Here is a 17,200-nt window from a genome sequence, read left to right on the forward strand (position 1 = left end):
TTCATTATATCATTTTGATTGATTGAATTGCTATCTTGTTTTATATTATAAGTTAATAGAGAAAGGAGTGTCATGATGTTATTAGATGAAATTCTTGACTACAATAAACAATTTGTCGAAGAGAAAGGCTATGAGGTATATGAAACGGATAAATTCCCAAATAAAAGAGCAGTAATTTTCACATGCATGGATACTCGCCTAGTCGAATTATTACCAAAAGCTTTAAATTTACATAATGGCGATGTGAAGATGGTTAAAAATGCTGGTGCTATTTTGAATGATCCGTATGACAGTACAATGAAAAGTATATTAGTAGCAATCCATGCCTTACAAGCAGATGAGGTATTTGTGATCGCACATCATGGTTGCGGAATGAATGGTTTCAATACGGATAGTTTCGTTGATTTAATGAAGGAGAAAGGTATTAAACAAATAGCAATTGATAGTCTTGATAAAGAGCCCAAAGAGTGGTTAACCGGTTTTGACGATGTTACTGCATCTGTTGAACAATCAGTGCGTATTATCGATAACCATCCATTGTTACCGGAAGAAATACCCGTACACGGACTAATCATTGATCCTGCTACAGGAAAATTAGATTTAGTTAAAAAAGGATATTAGACTCTTTTAAAAAGAAAAGGCTTGGTTTGTACCAAGCCTTTTCCTTTTGCCTTTCATCTATCATTTCACACTCTAAACTCCATAATCAAACTCATCAGGATGAGCGCCTAACCGTTTGTCTGCATCCATACCTTTGATTTTTTCAATATCTTCCTTCGATAATTCAAAATCAAAGATATTAACATTTTCCTGTTGACGTTCCTTATGAACAGACTTTGGAATCGTAATAATACCAGATTGATATTGCCAACGCACAATAATTTGTGCAGGCTTTTTATTATGTTTCACAGCTAAATCTTGTAAGACTGGATGATCGAAATAGCGTGCTTTACCTAATGGAGCCCATGCTTCCACTTTAATATCGTGCTTTTCGCAAAAATCCCTGACAGCTTGCTGTTGTAATTGTGGGTGTAATTCTACTTGGTTAACTACTGGCGTAATCTCTGCCTCTTTTAACAATTCCTCTACATGATGAGGCTCAAAATTACTAACTCCGATCGCTTTTGCTTTCCCGTCCCGATATATTTCTTCCAGAGCTTTGTAGGTTTCGGTGAATGTACCTGGTACCGGCCAGTGTACTAAGTATAAATCAACATAATCCATTTGCAGACGTTCTAAACTGCTCTTAAATGCTGCTTTCGTTTCTTCATACCCTTGTTCGTCATTCCATACTTTTGTTGTCACAAAGATGTCATCACGAGGAATACCACTGTCGATAATTGCTTGACCTACCCCCTCTTCATTTGCATAAAGGGATGCCGTATCAATATGACGATAGCCTAATTCTAATGCTGAACGTACCGCATGGTAAACCTCATCACCTGGTTCCGCTTTGTATACGCCAAGTCCTACCGCAGGAATTTCTGTTCCATTGTTCAGTTTTAATGTTGTCGTTAAGCTCATTCTTAGAAACGCCTCCTTTTTAATTAACCATTCACTTTCTATTTTAGTATTCTGTTGGATTTTTCCAAAATAAACTGCTTAATTTGCTTGCTTTTTAATAATTTCAATAACCTTTTGCTTTGCTTCACTGGAACGGTATTGATTCATTTTATCTTTTATCTCAAATTTATCTTTTTTCAATTCAAGCAGAGAAGCTACTAATGACTCTGTCGACAAATTTTCTTCCTCCAATACTTTTGCATATCCTTGTTTTTCGAAAGATTGAGCATTGACAATCTGGTCTCCACGGCTTGCTTGACGTGATAATGGAATAAGTAGCATTGGTTTATTTAATGCTAAAAATTCGAAAATCGCGTTAGCACCTGCACGTGAACAAACCAAGTCTGTGATCGCTAGTAAATCTTTTAATTCATCCTGGACATATTCATATTGAACATAACCTTCTTGAGCATATGTCTCATCAATATTGTCTTTTCCACAAATATGAATAACTTGAAATTGATTTAACAGGTCTTCTAATCCTTCGCGAACTGCCTGGTTAATCTTTTGAGAACCGGCACTCCCACCCATAATTAATAAAACATTCTTCTGGCTGGTAAAGGCAGTCATGGCAAAACCTTTTTCCCTGTTTCCTGTGAAAAGCTCCTCACGAACAACCGCGCCGATCCATTCAGCCTTTTGTTCAGGTAAATATTTTACCGTCTCAGGAAAGGTTGCCAACACTTTTTTGGCAAAAGGGATTGCTAATTTATTGGCAAGTCCTGGTGTAAAATCGGATTCATGAATGACGGCCGGTACACCTTTCATGCGTGCAGCCACCAATACGGGAACAGAGACAAATCCACCTTTCGAGAAAATAACAGCAGGCTTTTTTTTACCAATAATTCGATGTGCTTGCCAAGTTCCTTTTAATACTTTGAAAGGGTCTTTAAAATTTTCCTTGGAAAAATAGCGTCTAAGTTTTCCAGTTGAAATCGGGTGGTATGTCACCCCTTCTAATGGTTCCATTAAATCTTTTTCGATACCATCTTTCGATCCAATATAATCAACTGTCCAACCGTCTTTTAAGAAGGCAGGAATAATGGCTAAGTTGACCATTACGTGTCCTGCTGTGCCACCACCTGTGAAAATGATTTGTTTAGTGGTCATAAATAAAACCGTCCTCTCTTTTAACAAAATATGTTATAATCCTCCTACTAGCGTAGAAAAAGGAAGAATGATTATGTACAAAACAAAAACCTTACGAGAAAAAATAAGACTCTTTATGATTATACTGATACCCATTCTAATCACGCAAGTAAGTATGTATGCGATGAATTTTTTTGACACGATTATGTCAGGCAGGGCAGGCGCTGCCGATTTAGCCGGAGTAGCGATTGGCTCTAGTTTATGGGTGCCGGTACAAATGGCGGTCGTCGGTATTCTGATGGCAATGTCCCCGATTGTTGCTCAACTGACAGGTGCTAATGAAGAGGAGAAAATACCTTTTACCGTACAACAAGGTATTTATGTATCGATTGGATTAGGGGTTGTCGTTACATTGATTGGCACTTTCCTGATCGATCCGATTTTAGGATTGATGGATTTGGAAGACAGAGTACAACACGTTGCCAAGTATTACATTATTACGATTGGATTAGGAATGATTCCTCACTTCATATATAATTTATTACGGTCCTATATCGATGGTCTTGGACATACAAGAATTTCGATGGCGATTATTTTAATTTCGCTTCCATTAAATATTGTATTTAATTACATATTTATCTTTGGCAAATTAGGTTTGCCAGCCTTTGGAGGGATTGGTGCCGGAATTGCATCAGGATTAACGTTTCTTGTCAATTTAATCTTATCCATTTTAATTGTCCATTATGTACGGCCATTTCGCGGTCATAAAATTTTCCACAAGTTCGTAAAACCTTCCTTGAAGGAATGGTTCAGCCAATTACGACTAGGTCTTCCGATTGGCTTTTCGATCTTTTTTGAAGTAAGTATTTTTTCTGCGGTGACATTCATGCTAAGTGTTTATAGCACCAATACGATCGCCGCACACCAGGCAGCAATTAATTTCGCTTCCTTTTTATATATGATACCATTAAGCATTGCCATGTCACTAACAATTGCAGTCGGCTTTGAAATCGGTGCAAAACGGATTCAGGATGCGAAAACCTATTCCTATATGGGCATTATATCAGGTGTAATAATCGCCTTCTTAGCTGGTGGTATCATTTATCTGTTGGACGATCAGGTGGCTCATCTTTATAGTGATCACCAAGAAGTAATTGAGCTAACAAAACACTTCCTTTATTATGCAATATTTTTCCAATTCGCTGATGCAGTTGGTGCACCAGTTCAAGGAATTTTACGTGGGTATAAAGATGTGAACATTACCTTTTGGATGTCACTTGTTTCCTACTGGTTAATCGGATTACCAAGCGGTTGGCTATTTGCGAATTATACAAATTTGGATGCGTTTGGTTATTGGCTAGGGTTAATCGTTGGGCTTTCAGCTGGAGCAATCACCTTATTTGGACGGATGTATTACCTGCAAAACAAATTAGCCAAACAGATGTAATTTTTTCTGGACACTTTCCCCGATTATCTGGACACTCGTAAAAAAAAGGTGTAGCTTATCACATGCTACACCTTTAAATTCATTACAATTAATTTCTCTTCTGTCATTTCCTCAATTGAATATTTTGGTCCTTCTTTTCCATTACCACTATCTTTCACACCACCATATGGCATTAAATCCACACGATATTGTGAGCCGTCATTAATCATAAATCCGCCAACTTCAACATGTTTTGCTGCGTAATAAGCAGTATCAATATTCTGTGTGAAAATGCCTCCTTGCAAGCCATAATCAGATTGATTCATTTCATGAATACACTGCTTCATATCTGAAAAAGGAATGACACTTGCTACTGGTGCAAATATTTCTTCACACACCACACGCATTTCTGGTTTAACATCAGTCAAAATAGTTGGTTTCAGTAGTGCTCCTTTTCTTTCACCACCGATGAAGATATTAGCACCTTTTTTTACTGCTTCCTGAATCCATTCTTCTGCACGTTCAGCCTCTTTTTGTGCAATCATTGGACCTACATCTGTTTCTGGATCGGTTGGATCTCCTATTTTCAGTTCAGCCATATGCCCTTTCAGTTTTTCTAAAAAGAATTCCTGAACTTCTTCATGAACATAAATTCGTTGTACGGAAATACATACTTGACCGGCAAAAGCAAATGACTGTGCTGCAAGTGTTTTGGCAGCTAAATCAAGATCTGCTTCTTTATCGACAATCACTGGTGAATTATTTCCTAATTCTAAAATTAAGCAATTCAGTCCTGTTTCCTGTTTTAATTTCAAACCTACTTTTGCACTACCTGTAAAGGTGTAAAGTGCAATTCGCTCATCCTTCATCATTTGATTACCGACTGTTGATCCAGATCCAACTATAACTTGTAATAATCCTTTCGGCAAACCTGCCTGATCAAGGATTTCTGCTAGCTTTAATGATGAGATCGGTGTTTTACTGGCTGGTTTCAAGACAACCGCATTACCGGCTGCTAGGGCTGGTGCTACCTTATGTGATACAAGGTTAAGCGGAAAATTAAAAGGACTGATCGCACCGACAACTCCTACCGGTACTTTAATGGTAAAAGCCATCCTATTTTCCGATCCAGGTGCTGCCTCAACTGGAACACCTTCACCATGGATTCGTTTTGCCTCTTCTGCTGCTATTAAGAAGGTTTGAGCAGAACGGTCAATTTCAGATCGTGCTTGTTTTAACGGCTTGCCTGCTTCTCTGGTAATAATCATTGCCAACTCTTCTTGTTGATCTGAAATAAGTTGAGAAGCCTTGTGTAAAATTTGATAGCGTTCATACGGAGACAGTTGCTCTTGTTCAAAGGCATTCGATGCACTATTAATTGCTTGATCCACTGCATCTTTATCTGCTTTGGCAACTCGTGCATATACTTCTTGTGAGTATTTATCTAATACATCCAAAGTTTCCTTTGTATCTACCCATTTTCCACCAATAAAAAGTTGAAACTGCTGCATTGGTTAACACCTCTGTTTTTTAGATTTTCACTATTAGAATGCATAAAGTAGATATTCTGTTTTTCTTATGATTGGTATTCCACTTTCTTACTATTTTAAACGTTAAATCAAGCAGCAGCTTGTATTTTCATTATCCCTTGTATACTTGTTGTAGCTTTGTAAGATCAAGTTTCTTCATTTTAAGAGTTGCCTGATTAACACGCGCAATTTGTTCCGGTGTGCCATTGCTCATCATCTCGTCCATTTCTCTCGGCACAATCTGCCAGGACACTCCATACTTATCTTTCAGCCAACCGCATTGCTCGGATTCAGGAACCGCTGACAGCTTATCCCAGTAGTAATCAATCTCGTCTTGCGTGTCACAATATACCATAAATGAGACTGATTCATTGAAATTAAATTGATGATCTTGTGCGCTATCCATTGCAGCAAACCACTGATTCTCAAGCATAAAATCAGAAAACATGATGGTTCCTTCTTTGTCAGGTTCCATTCCTTGAGGGTAACGGGCAATTAGGCCTTGTCTTGAGTTCGTAAATACAGATAAATAAAAATTAATCGCCTCTTCCGCTTTGCCACATTTATCACCGACAAACATTAGTGACGGCACTATCGTTGGCCGCTCTTCACCTTCTGGATCGGTAAGAATTAACTGCCACGACAAACCATACTTATCTTGAATCCAGCCATACTTCTCACTAAACGGATACGTATCAAGTGGCATTAATACTTTGCCACCTTCGGACAATCTATTCCAAACCTCATTTATTTTTTCACTCGCGTCTTTTTCTCGTGATGGGTCAAAATTAACCATGAACGACACAGACGGATTGAATCTGAAAAAAGGTCCTGCGTTGATTGCCATGAATTTCTGTCCCCACAACTCAAAAGAGACTAAATCAGCGTCGCCTGATGGTGTGTCGTTGAGTGTTGTTTTATTCGTAATATTTGAGTCAGGGAAAATGGAAGCATAAAACTCAGCTGCTTCATTCGCCTCCTTGTCATACCATAAATGTGGAACAATATTTTGATTTGTCTTTGTCATTGTGATTCCTCCTAATTTATTTTATTTTTATTTATTCTACCATTTTAATTCTGCTTTGATTTCTTTTTGATTGCTGCATTCATCCGTTCTTATTTTTGAAATACAAAAAAATAAAAGACCAAATCACTGTACGATTCGGTCTTAGAAGTTTATTTTTATTGTTTCTTTACAAAAACTGAATTATTTTTAAGATAGAGACTTTTTTTATTCTTGTGGATCATATATAAAATAATCGAAATCTGCGTGTTTATTTTGGCCAGATGTATCCTGACATTGCATACCTACAAATGCACCTGTAAAGAATCCACCGCCTTGGATATAATCGTCTGATAGTTTGTATGATTCGAATTCAACCGGCACTGTATGCCACGTGTCTCCATCGAATGAATAAGCATACGTATAAATAGAAGTTTTTACGTCCACACGTAGGTACACATATTCTACATCCTCTGGAACTTCAATTTCGTTTCCATTAATTGGCTGTCCGAAAGTCGTATTATCGCAAGTCGCTAATTCCAGGATACGGCCTTTTTCTTCATGCCATGTGATTTGGAAAGAAGTCCAATTTTCAGTATTATAGTAATTCACCAGACCTGCCGAATGTTGGAAGTCTTCCGGTTGGAAAGCTACTTTTGTTTCCGCTCTGAAGTTAAAGTGTTGCCAACGTCTTGCGATAAAAGATTGTGTAAATAACGAAGTAAGTGATTCTCTACCATATAAGCGTAAATGACTAGGATTATCTTTCAAGGAGACTATATCTTCTCCTAATGGAATACGTAAGCTTTGGAAATGAAGGTTTAATTCATCTACGTCAAAATCATCTTTTGTCGGATAATCAGGATCCCATTTTACTTCCTCGATTTTTGGTCCTTCGATTTCTAATGAAGGTTGGTTTCCACCAACAACATACGGCCAATCATCCTTCCACTCTATTCGTTGAATTGCGGTTTCACGACCTAATGGACAAAACCCGCGTGGATCTAATAATGGTTGTCCATCCTTCGGTAAAACACGACCAGTTAAATGTACAAGAAACCATTCATCAGTATGTGTCTGAACAATCGACGCATGTCCTGCTTTTTGTAACGGATTTCTCGGATATGGCCAAGATGTGATAAGTGGATTGTCCGGATGGACTTCATATGGTCCGGTAAGCTCTTTCGAACGTGCGATGGTTGCACAATGATCGAATTTTGTACCACCCTCAGCTGTTAATAGATAATAGTAGCCATTCCATTTATATAAGTGTGGTGCCTCTGTTAGTTTAATATCAGTCCCTTTAAAAATGACTTGCGATTTACCAACGAGCTTTTGTTGTCCGTGATCATATTCCTGTAAAACGATCCCATAAAAGTTATGGTGTCCAACACGGTGATCCCACTTCATGTTTACCAAATATTTTTTTCCATCATCATCATGGAATAGTGATGGGTCAAAGCCTGAACTGTTTAAGTAAATTGGATCTGACCATTCACCATCAATCGTGGCACATGTTGCTAAATAGTTGTGAGAATCCTTCCAGTTACCGTTTACAACTTTGACATCCGTGTAAATTAAATAGAATTGACCATCATGATACGATATCTGTGGTGCCCAAATACCACCAGAGTTAGGGTTACCCTTCATATTTAATTGACTAAGTCTATTAAGTGGTCTTGATGCTAAGCGCCAGTTTTTTAGATCTTTAGAATGGTAAATACCTACTCCAGGAAACCATTCGAATGTAGAAACAGCGATATAATAGTCTTCCCCCACCCTACACATACTTGGATCTGGATTAAAACCTGTTAAAATTGGATTTTGAATTGTAGCCATTATTTCACCCCTGCTTTGTTTTGTAAACGCTTGATTATTTCACAATGAATAGTATAGCATAAAACCCACACAAAGTATAATGGATAAACTAAGTTTTTATAAATATTTTTTGATGAGAACTTGAATGAATTCAGGCTTTAGTAACTCCCCTGTCCCTTAGGTGAAAGCGAAGTATTCTGCCGATCGGTACTCTATGAACGAAGCAAAATTTCGCTAAGATTACTACGTATTTTATTATTTGTGCGGACTGACATACTTTCTTGCTTCATAAAAAAAGTCAGGCAATATACCTGACTTTTTTCATCCTATAAGAATAGACCTGCTATGGTTGCGGATAGGATAGAACCTAAAGTTGCACCAATCAAAAGCTTCATACCAAACTTAGATACGGTTGCACCTTTCTCACGATTAATCCCTTGTACAGTACCTGCGATTATACCAATAGAGGAGAAGTTAGCAAAACTTGTAAGGAATACAGAAACAACACCTACTGTTTTTTCTGATAATTCACCAATTAATGGTTCTAATTCTAGCATGGCTACGAATTCGTTTGTAATGATCTTCGTCCCCATAATACCACCTGCTTGAATTACTTCACCAGGTGCGATACCCATCAAGAAACCGATTGGAGCAAGTACATAACCTAAAATTTCCTGTAAAGTTATACCTGCGAAAGCAGCTGCAATGACCCAGTTTACTAATTCCAATGCTGCAATAAAGGCAATTAACATAGCTGCTACGATTAGTGCTATTTTACCACCATCTAACGCACCATTCCCCATTGCTTCAAAAAAGCTTTTGGAATCAGAAACGTTCTTAACATCCACTTCATCGTTCTCATCGTCCACTTTTACTGGTGCAATAAGAGAAGCGATAATGAGTGAACTGAACATATTCAATGGAATAGCCACTAACACAAATTGTGCAGGAAGCATTTGCATGTAAGCACCAATAATGGATGCTGATACAGACCCCATTGCTGAAGCACTTACAATATAAAGACGATTATTATTCAAATGGTGAAACTGAGATTTAATCGCAATAATTGCTTCAGATTGACCAAAAAACATACTGTTTACAGCATTAAAGGATTCTACTTTCGGTAATCCAGTAATTTTCGAAATTGCCCAGCCAATATATTTAATAATTAATGGTAGGATTTTCAAATAAGTAAGTACGGATAATAAAGTTGAAAAGAAAATAATAATCAATAACACATTGAAAAAGAATACAGATCCACCTTCTTCAATAGCGACTCCACCTAATACAAAGGCAACACCTTCGTTAGCAAATTCAATTAATTTATTGAAAACGTCTGCAATAAAATTAATAATTTTCTCACCTATTGGTGTCATAAACATAAACCAAGTAGTTAGAACTTGTGCTAAAAGCATAAGTCCGATTCCTACAAAATTGACATTTTTACGATCATTTGACATCGCATACGCGATAGCTAGTACAATAATGATTGCTAAAAGTCCTAATAAAATTCCCACAAGTTTTCCTCCTTCTTAAAATACACTATTATTTCTACCATACCCAATCACCTGTAGAATTACACTTTATTTTAGCATGAAAATGGTTTCTTGTGGGAGTATTAATAAAAGTCTAAAAATTAAGAAGATTGAAAAGATTTCGCTACTTGTACTAATTCTTTTTCTGAAAGCGACTCTTCATTTGGTCGATAAATAATTTGATAGGTAATGCCAGCTTTTTCCCAATACAAAGTTTGAGAATATGGTTGATCTTGATAATAACCTTCCAATGAATTACCTAAAGAAATTGTTTCAAAATCACTTTTATCTTGGTCTAATTCTCCGTTAATCAATTGTATCGTAAAGATGTCGTTATCTTCAGTGAACATGGTAATATCAAATGCTTCATTATTAAGTTCATTCAAATTAAAACGATCGGTGACAAGTATCTCAGCAGCAATTGGAACATAAGATGGCAATTCTGCGCTAAAATCTAAGTTCTCCATAGCTTTTTCCACTTTCCCTTTTTCATAGGAATAAAAGCCCTCTGGTATAGCGGATTGTGTATTGCATCCTATTAAGAAGAAAAGTATTATACTTGCTGTTATTACGTGCTGAAAAAACTTCATACTTGTCTGCCTCCATAAATTAATTCGTATACTATTAGACGATTTTTAAGAGTAATAAGTTTCAATAATGTAAACATCTTAATAATTTGTTAACTTATCGCACTTATTATAACATTTCCAGTCATATTTACCTAAAAAATTGTTGATACGTAACAATTTTTCCTCCAAGTAAAAAAACGCCGATACTATTTAGCATCGACGTTACTTTTATGGAAGAAGTGCTTCATGGCGTAAAAAACATCTTCTCTATTTTTCAAAACAAATTGTTTGAAACGTGGATGATCAACCTCTTTGAACGCTTGCGTTAATGTGGAATACCGATTGTATTGATTGACCTCTCCATAACAAAACATACTTGCACTCTCTAACAATTCATTAACAGCTTGTAATGATCTCCGGTTATCAGAAGTTAAATTATCACCATCTGAAAAATGAAAAGGGTAAATATTATAACGACTCGCTGGATATTTCTCATTCACCAGTTCCAACGCTTTGCGGTATGCGGAAGAACAGATTGTTCCGCCACTTTCTCCTTTGGTAAAAAAGGATTCTTCATCTACAACCTTTGCTTCTGTGTGGTGGGCGATAAATTCAACATCGACTGTTTCATATTTTTTTCGTAAAAAACGTACCATCCAAAAGTAAAAACTGCGGGCAACATATTTTTCGAATTGCCCCATCGATCCGCTAGTATCCATCATTGCTAACACAACTGCTTTTGATTCTGGTTTTTCAATATTATCCCATGTTTTGTAACGTAAATCATCTGGATAAATGGGGGCAAAAGAAGGAGTTCCTTCTAATGCATTTCTTCGGTAAGATGCCAGCATCGTTCTTTTCTTATCAATGTTTCCTATTAAACCCTTTTTACGTATATCACGAAATTCCACGTCAGTAATCGTAATATTATCTTGTTCTTTCTCCATCAAATTGGGCAATTCAAGCTGTGAAAAGAATGCTTCCTCTACTTCCTCAAAATCTACTTCAGCCTCATAATAGTCTACTCCAGGTTGATTTCCCGCTTTCTCACCTTTTTGCCCCTTTTTGGCTTGTTGTTGTGGGTCTTGAGCAACGACATCCCCTACCTCACTTTCTCCGTTTCCTTGCCCTACATGTTTGTTTTTAGATTGACTGTAGCGTATTTTATATTCGTCTAAGGAGCGTATCGGGATCCGAATAATTTCTTTTCCCCGAGACATAATAATACTTTCTTCACTAACAATGTCAGGTAGTTTCTTTTTAATTACTTCCTTTATTTTGTCTTGATGTCGTTTTTGATCATCAAACCCTTTTCGATGGAGGGACCAATCTTCCTCTGCGATCACAAAGTTAACATCAGTCATCAATTCCCCTCCTTCGCTTGTATTATTTTATTGTATGCAACGAAAGAGAGAATGATTAAGTATTTTTGGCAGAAATTAAATCATTTAAAATATAACTACTTTACCAATGGTGCATAAAGAAACTTACCCTAGTAGATACAAACTGCGCAACAGTGAAAATGTCTGTATTAAAGTTTCCTTCCATTCTGATTAAAGATATGTACATGGATACGCTACGGCAGAACACTTCGCTTTCCGCGGGCACGGCTTCAGCTAACTTGGTAAAGAAAATCACTTTACCAAGTGGATCTTCAGCTCGCGCTGTTCCCACAGGAGTCTCCGTATTCTGCCTACGCTGATAATGATTTTCTGATGATTGAAAGGGTAAAATCCATCTCGTGGATCTTTTCTCACTTAATCAGAAAACCATACGAAGCTGCGGAAAAATACGACAATCCTGTGGGAAAGGAATAGTCTGAAGACCCCCATGATGCGCCTGTGTCTTCTAGCAACGCTTCGTAGTATGCTTCCTTGGCGCAAGGGAACAAAGAATTTATTCAAGTAGTCCCCTGGCTGAAGCGTTCCCCGACGGCATAGAAGACACTATGAAAGCGATTTTTGCTTGAGTAGATGTTGCCACTTGTGCCCTTGGTGAAAGGGAGTGTTTTTCCGCAGCTTAGTGTGCATTTCGTATCATGCAAGAAGAAATCCATAGAATATCATTCCATAGTTCTCTTCTTTCGATAATCAGAACACTACGCAAAGCGGAGGCAAGATACGTAGACTCCTACGGGAACAGCGCGAGCCGAAGACCCCGCAAGAAAACGTACTTGGTTTTCTGAGGAGGCTAAGGCCGTGCCCGTGGAAAGCGAAGTATTCTGCTGAAGCGTATCCCTGCACTCACCATCAAAAAGGTGGAAGAAAGTAAATCCACACAATAAGTTACTGCGCAGTTTATGTTTTACGTGCTCTACGTTAAAAGCACCCACCATTTTAAAATGATGAGTGCTTTTGATTTTAACCTTCTAATAATAGGTCATATGGATCTTCTAGTAGTTGTTTTACACGTACAAGGAATTTTACTGCATCTTTTCCGTCCACGATACGGTGGTCGTAAGATAGTGCGATATTCATTATCGGACGAACCTCAATTGAATCATCCGGCATTACTATCGGACGTTTTTGAATCGTGTGCATTCCTAAAATACCAACTTGTGGTGAGTTTAGAATTGGTGTAGATAATAGTGATCCAAAAATACCACCGTTTGTAATCGTAAAGGAGCCACCCTGTAAGTCACCAATTTGCAGTTCCTTATTTTTGGCTTTGGTACCTAAATCAGCAATATCAGATTCAATACCTGCAAAGTCTAAACGATCTGCATCACGTACTACTGGAACAACTAAACCATCATCTGTTGATACAGCAATACCGATATCATAGAATTTCTTCTTAATAATTTCTTTTCCCTGAATCTCAGCATTTAGATAAGGGAACTCTTTCAATGCACTAACTACTGCTTTGGTAAAGAATGACATAAAGCCCAGTTTAATGCCGTGTTTTTCTAAAAACTTCTCTTTACGTTCACTACGTAGTTTCATAACTGCTGTCATATCTACTTCGTTAAACGTTGTAAGCATTGCTGCTGTTTGTTGTGCATCCACAAGGTGCTTCGCAATCGTTTGACGACGGCGAGTCATTTTTTCACGCTCTACCGGTTTATCAAACGCTTGTTGTGAGTTAGAAGACTTATCTTTGTTTTCATCATTAGGTTTCTTTTCTGCTTTTGCAGGTTTAGCTGAGTTCTCCACATCTTCAGGGCGAATGCGACCCAACGGATCTGTCGATGTAATATCGTTCAGATCAATGCCTAATTCACGAGCGCGTTTTCTAGCTGCTGGGGATGCGACAACTTTTTGTTCTTTTCCTGCTTTTTTCGGTTCAGTCGCTTCTTTACTAGCTGGTTCTTCTTTCTTCGGCTCTTCTTTTTTCTCTTCTTCTTTTGATTCTTCTTTATCGTCAGAGCTTTCTGCAGAACCTCCACCAGCTTCACCATTCTCATCTATCTTCGCAATAACTTCTCCAACTTCTACATCATCGCCTTCATTTTTTGCAAATTCAGCAATTACACCTGAATTATCAGCGTTAACTTCTACATTAACTTTATCAGTTTCTAGTTCACAGATCGGATCACCTTTCTCGACGGAATCACCCTCACTAACTAGCCACTCTGCTATTGTACCTTCCGTAATAGATTCTGCTAATTCTGGGACTTTAATTTCCTTCATTGGTTTCTCCTCCTTCAGACAGCTCTAATGCTTTTTTTACTATGCGTCTTTGTTCTGCTTTATGAATGTGTGGGTCCCCTACGGATGGTGACGAACGTTCTGGACGTCCAATATAGTGTAATTCTAATTTCGTATCTTCAAGCATTTTGTAAAGTAGTTCTTTCACAAAATTCCATGCACCCATATTTCGTGGTTCTTCTTGTACCCATACCACTTCTTCCAATTTAGGACTTCCATCCATGACCTCTTGAATTTTCTTTTCAGGGAATGGATAGATTTGCTCTAAGCGAACAATATGAATATCTTCATATTTTTCTGGGCTTTCGCTCATTTTCTCTTGAATATCTACCATTACTTTCCCTGTACCAATTAATAGGCGCTTAGCTTTTTTGGATGTTAAATCCAAGCCTGGTTGTGGAATTAATGTATGAAATTTATCATTCGTAAACTCATCTATTGTTGATACTACTCGCGGACTGCGTAGCAAGCTCTTCGGTGTTAAAACAATTAACGGACGAGCTGCTTCACTATCCACTAACGCTGCTTGACGTCTTAATAAATGGAAGAATTGTGCACTGGTTGTAACATTAGCTACAATCCAGTTATTTTCTGCTGCCATGGTTAAGAATCTCTCCGCTCTTCCACTAGAGTGTTCCGGTCCTTGCCCTTCATAACCATGTGGTAATAACATAACCATATTAGAACGTTCATCCCACTTCGCACGGCCAGACGAGATAAATTGATCAAAAATTACCTGACCTGCGTTGGCAAAGTCACCGAATTGTGCCTCCCAAATAACAAGCGTTTTTGGTGCTTTTACACTATAACCGTATTCAAATCCAAGCACAGCAATTTCTGATAATGGACTGTTGTGAATATCAAATGTTGCTTTTGCTTCATCCAATCCATGCATCGGACAATACGTATCACTTGATTCCACATCGTGTAACATTAAGTGGCGATGTGCAAATGTTCCACGCTCTGTATCCTGTCCTGTCATACGAATTGGAATACCATCTTGTAAAATCGAAGCATATGCTAGTGCTTCTGCAACTGCCCAATCGGCTTTTTCTTCTTTTTCAAAAGTGTTATGACGCTTTGATAATATCTTTTCGAGCTTCTTATAGGATTGGAAACCTTCTGGTCGTTTTAATAGACCTTTATTAAGAGAAAGCAATACATCCTTCGGTACTGATGTTTCGATGTCACTCAACCCGTTACGCAGTGCCTGTGGTACCGGCAATGCTTCCGGATTTTCATTAACACTTTCTGTCATATCATCATAAATGCCTTGTAATTTATTAAAAACAGCATCTTTCATTTCTTCAAAAGTATTTTCTGCTAAAATTCCTTCTTCTTGTAGTCGTTTAGCATAAACATGAGCACAAGAAGGATGTTGATCGATTGAATTGTACAGTTTAGGTTGTGTTGCTCGTGGTTCATCCATTTCATTATGACCATAACGGCGATAACCAACTAAATCAATTAAGACATCCTTTTGGAATTTTTTCCGATAATCATATGCTAATGTTGCTGCTGAAATACAAGCTTCAGGATCATCTGCATTTACATGGATAATGGGTACTTCAAAACCTTTAGCTAAGTCACTTGCATATCTGGTAGAACGTCCTTGTCGTTGGCCCGTTGTAAAACCAACCAGGTTATTGGCAATAATATGCATTGTTCCACCTGTTCGGTAACCTTCTAAAGCACTTAAGTTAAAGGTCTCTGCTACGACACCCTCACCAATAAACGCAGCATCACCGTGAATCAAAATACTAAACGCTTTGTTCACATTTAGTTCCGGACTACCTTTTTGGAAACGAAAATCTTGTGCTGCTCTTGTAAAACCTTCTACAACCGGGTTAACAAACTCCAAGTGTGAAGGGTTGTGTGCTAAAGTAATCTTTGTTGGTGATGGTTTTTCTTCCCCGAGATCTCGTTTTGCACCAAAGTGATATTTCACATCCCCAGTCCATCCATAAGTAATGGCTCTGGAACCTGGTGAGGATGGTACTAATTCCTTATCTGCTGACGGATGAAACTCAGAAAATAATTTATCAAATGGCTTACCCAAAATATTGGTTAGTACACTCAATCTACCTCGGTGAGCCATTCCCATCAGTATTTCTTCTGTTTCATCATAGAAGGAATTTTGAACCATACGATCTAAAACAGGAACCATCATTTCCAAACCTTCAATAGAAAAACGTTTCTGAGCTACAAATGTTTTAGCTAAGAAATTTTCAAAACCTTCTACATCAACTATCTTTCCAAGTAGTTCTTTTTTTTCATTTTTTGAGAAAGGAAAACGATACTTACCTGACTCAATATTTTCCTGAAACCACAAGCGTTCTTTGTCATTGTGTACATGATCGTACTCAAATGAAATCGTTCCTGCATACTGAGCTAACAAATAATCAACGACTTCTTGCGCGTTGTTAACCCCTTGAACAGTGGTATCCCAAACCCACTCAGCCGGAATCGCTTCCAAAATGTCTTTACTAAGGTTGTAATAACTTGGATCAACAAGAGTGGTGTCACTCGATATACCTGATCCTACAGAGTAAATTTCAGCTTTCAAATGACCATAACGACGAATAGCCTCAACAAGCTTAATTGCTGAGGTTAATTGTTTCGCACTTATATCAGATGATAAGCCTTTACTACTTGCTACCTCTGCTTGCTGTCCTTCAATTAATTCTTTTGGAGCTCCGTACTGGTCGAACATTTCTTTCAGGGATGGATCGACAGAGTCTCTGTTTTCCAAATAAAGTTCATACTGCTCTTGTACATAGCCCATATTAGGACCGTAAAATTTTTTCCAGAATCTCTCACTGGATTCCTGCTGTGTCACGTCTTATACCCCCATTAGAAGTCACTTTCTCCTGCTAAACTAAACTCCCATCCAAATGTTGTAATGAGTAAAACATTACATCAATAAATATAACCTATTTTACCTAGGGAAACAACATATAAGTGACGATTTTTCGGAAAAGTTTCATTCATATCAAAAAAGCTTAAAAAAGCTAGTGTTTA

At 37.7% G+C, this 17,200-nt stretch carries 13 protein-coding genes; 2 read left to right on the top strand and 11 right to left on the bottom strand.

The window, feature by feature from the left end; all coding sequences use genetic code 11:
• Window positions 1-72: 72 nt before the first annotated feature.
• Window positions 73-621, top strand: a complete 549-nt coding sequence (locus BM121_RS02190; protein ID WP_091480523.1) for a beta-class carbonic anhydrase — start codon at window positions 73-75, stop codon at window positions 619-621.
• A 72-nt stretch (window positions 622-693) separates the two neighbouring features.
• Here BM121_RS02190 and BM121_RS02195 read toward each other — a convergent pair whose 3' ends face one another.
• Window positions 694-1,524, bottom strand: coding sequence for an aldo/keto reductase (locus tag BM121_RS02195; RefSeq protein ID WP_091480525.1), 831 nt, complete (start codon window positions 1,522-1,524; stop codon window positions 694-696).
• Window positions 1,525-1,602: 78 nt separating this feature from the next.
• Window positions 1,603-2,673 carry an undecaprenyldiphospho-muramoylpentapeptide beta-N-acetylglucosaminyltransferase gene (locus BM121_RS02200; RefSeq protein WP_091481241.1) on the bottom strand — a complete coding sequence of 357 codons (1,071 nt, stop codon included), beginning with the start codon at window positions 2,671-2,673 and terminating at the stop codon, window positions 1,603-1,605.
• A 73-nt stretch (window positions 2,674-2,746) separates the two neighbouring features.
• Here BM121_RS02200 and BM121_RS02205 point away from each other — a divergent pair, with 73 nt between their 5' ends.
• Window positions 2,747-4,099, top strand: coding sequence for an MATE family efflux transporter (locus BM121_RS02205; protein ID WP_091480527.1), 1,353 nt, complete (start codon window positions 2,747-2,749; stop codon window positions 4,097-4,099).
• 65 nt (window positions 4,100-4,164) lie between these two features.
• On the opposite strand, the gene BM121_RS02210 is transcribed toward BM121_RS02205, so the two are convergent.
• From BM121_RS02210 to BM121_RS02250, 9 genes are all read right to left on the bottom strand, one after another.
• On the bottom strand, window positions 4,165-5,589 hold the full coding sequence (locus tag BM121_RS02210; RefSeq protein ID WP_091480530.1) for an aldehyde dehydrogenase family protein: 1,425 nt from the start codon (window positions 5,587-5,589) through the stop codon (window positions 4,165-4,167).
• A gap of 130 nt (window positions 5,590-5,719) precedes the next feature.
• Entirely contained in the window at window positions 5,720-6,634 is a 915-nt protein-coding gene (locus tag BM121_RS02215; RefSeq protein WP_091480553.1) for a VOC family protein, read from the bottom strand.
• A gap of 204 nt (window positions 6,635-6,838) precedes the next feature.
• Window positions 6,839-8,449 carry a glycoside hydrolase family 43 protein gene (locus BM121_RS02220; RefSeq protein WP_091480555.1) on the bottom strand — a complete coding sequence of 537 codons (1,611 nt, stop codon included), beginning with the start codon at window positions 8,447-8,449 and terminating at the stop codon, window positions 6,839-6,841.
• 305 nt (window positions 8,450-8,754) lie between these two features.
• Window positions 8,755-9,945 carry a NupC/NupG family nucleoside CNT transporter gene (locus tag BM121_RS02225; RefSeq protein ID WP_091480557.1) on the bottom strand — a complete coding sequence of 397 codons (1,191 nt, stop codon included), beginning with the start codon at window positions 9,943-9,945 and terminating at the stop codon, window positions 8,755-8,757.
• Window positions 9,946-10,064: 119 nt separating this feature from the next.
• Entirely contained in the window at window positions 10,065-10,553 is a 489-nt protein-coding gene (locus tag BM121_RS02230) for a DUF4367 domain-containing protein (protein ID WP_091480560.1), read from the bottom strand.
• A gap of 185 nt (window positions 10,554-10,738) precedes the next feature.
• On the bottom strand, window positions 10,739-11,896 hold the full coding sequence (yhbH, locus tag BM121_RS02235) for a sporulation protein YhbH (RefSeq protein WP_091480562.1): 1,158 nt from the start codon (window positions 11,894-11,896) through the stop codon (window positions 10,739-10,741).
• A 100-nt stretch (window positions 11,897-11,996) separates the two neighbouring features.
• Complete coding sequence (locus BM121_RS02240; RefSeq protein ID WP_091480564.1) at window positions 11,997-12,206, bottom strand: hypothetical protein; 210 nt, start codon at window positions 12,204-12,206, stop codon at window positions 11,997-11,999.
• A gap of 686 nt (window positions 12,207-12,892) precedes the next feature.
• Window positions 12,893-14,161 (bottom strand): 2-oxoglutarate dehydrogenase complex dihydrolipoyllysine-residue succinyltransferase, encoded by a 1,269-nt coding sequence (odhB, locus tag BM121_RS02245; protein WP_091480566.1) that lies wholly within the window; start codon window positions 14,159-14,161, stop codon window positions 12,893-12,895.
• Window positions 14,148-17,018, bottom strand: coding sequence for a 2-oxoglutarate dehydrogenase E1 component (locus BM121_RS02250; RefSeq protein WP_091480569.1), 2,871 nt, complete (start codon window positions 17,016-17,018; stop codon window positions 14,148-14,150). The genes odhB and BM121_RS02250 overlap by 14 nt, the downstream gene beginning before the upstream one ends.
• Window positions 17,019-17,200 lie beyond the last annotated feature (182 nt).

Source organism: Gracilibacillus orientalis, from assembly GCF_900114645.1.
In the GTDB taxonomy this organism is placed as follows: domain Bacteria; phylum Bacillota; class Bacilli; order Bacillales; family Amphibacillaceae; genus Gracilibacillus; species Gracilibacillus orientalis.

Bases quoted from the DNA above. Each gene is read 5' to 3' on its own strand.
- BM121_RS02190 (WP_091480523.1), top strand. From the start codon at position 73: ATGATGTTATTAGATGAAATTCTTGACTACAATAAACAATTTGTCGAA.
- BM121_RS02195 (WP_091480525.1), bottom strand. From the start codon at position 1,524: ATGAGCTTAACGACAACATTAAAACTGAACAATGGAACAGAAATTCCT.
- BM121_RS02200 (WP_091481241.1), bottom strand. From the start codon at position 2,673: ATGACCACTAAACAAATCATTTTCACAGGTGGTGGCACAGCAGGACAC.
- BM121_RS02205 (WP_091480527.1), top strand. From the start codon at position 2,747: ATGTACAAAACAAAAACCTTACGAGAAAAAATAAGACTCTTTATGATT.
- BM121_RS02210 (WP_091480530.1), bottom strand. From the start codon at position 5,589: ATGCAGCAGTTTCAACTTTTTATTGGTGGAAAATGGGTAGATACAAAG.
- BM121_RS02215 (WP_091480553.1), bottom strand. From the start codon at position 6,634: ATGACAAAGACAAATCAAAATATTGTTCCACATTTATGGTATGACAAG.
- BM121_RS02220 (WP_091480555.1), bottom strand. From the start codon at position 8,449: ATGGCTACAATTCAAAATCCAATTTTAACAGGTTTTAATCCAGATCCA.
- BM121_RS02230 (WP_091480560.1), bottom strand. From the start codon at position 10,553: ATGAAGTTTTTTCAGCACGTAATAACAGCAAGTATAATACTTTTCTTC.
- yhbH (WP_091480562.1), bottom strand. From the start codon at position 11,896: ATGACTGATGTTAACTTTGTGATCGCAGAGGAAGATTGGTCCCTCCAT.
- odhB (WP_091480566.1), bottom strand. From the start codon at position 14,161: ATGAAGGAAATTAAAGTCCCAGAATTAGCAGAATCTATTACGGAAGGT.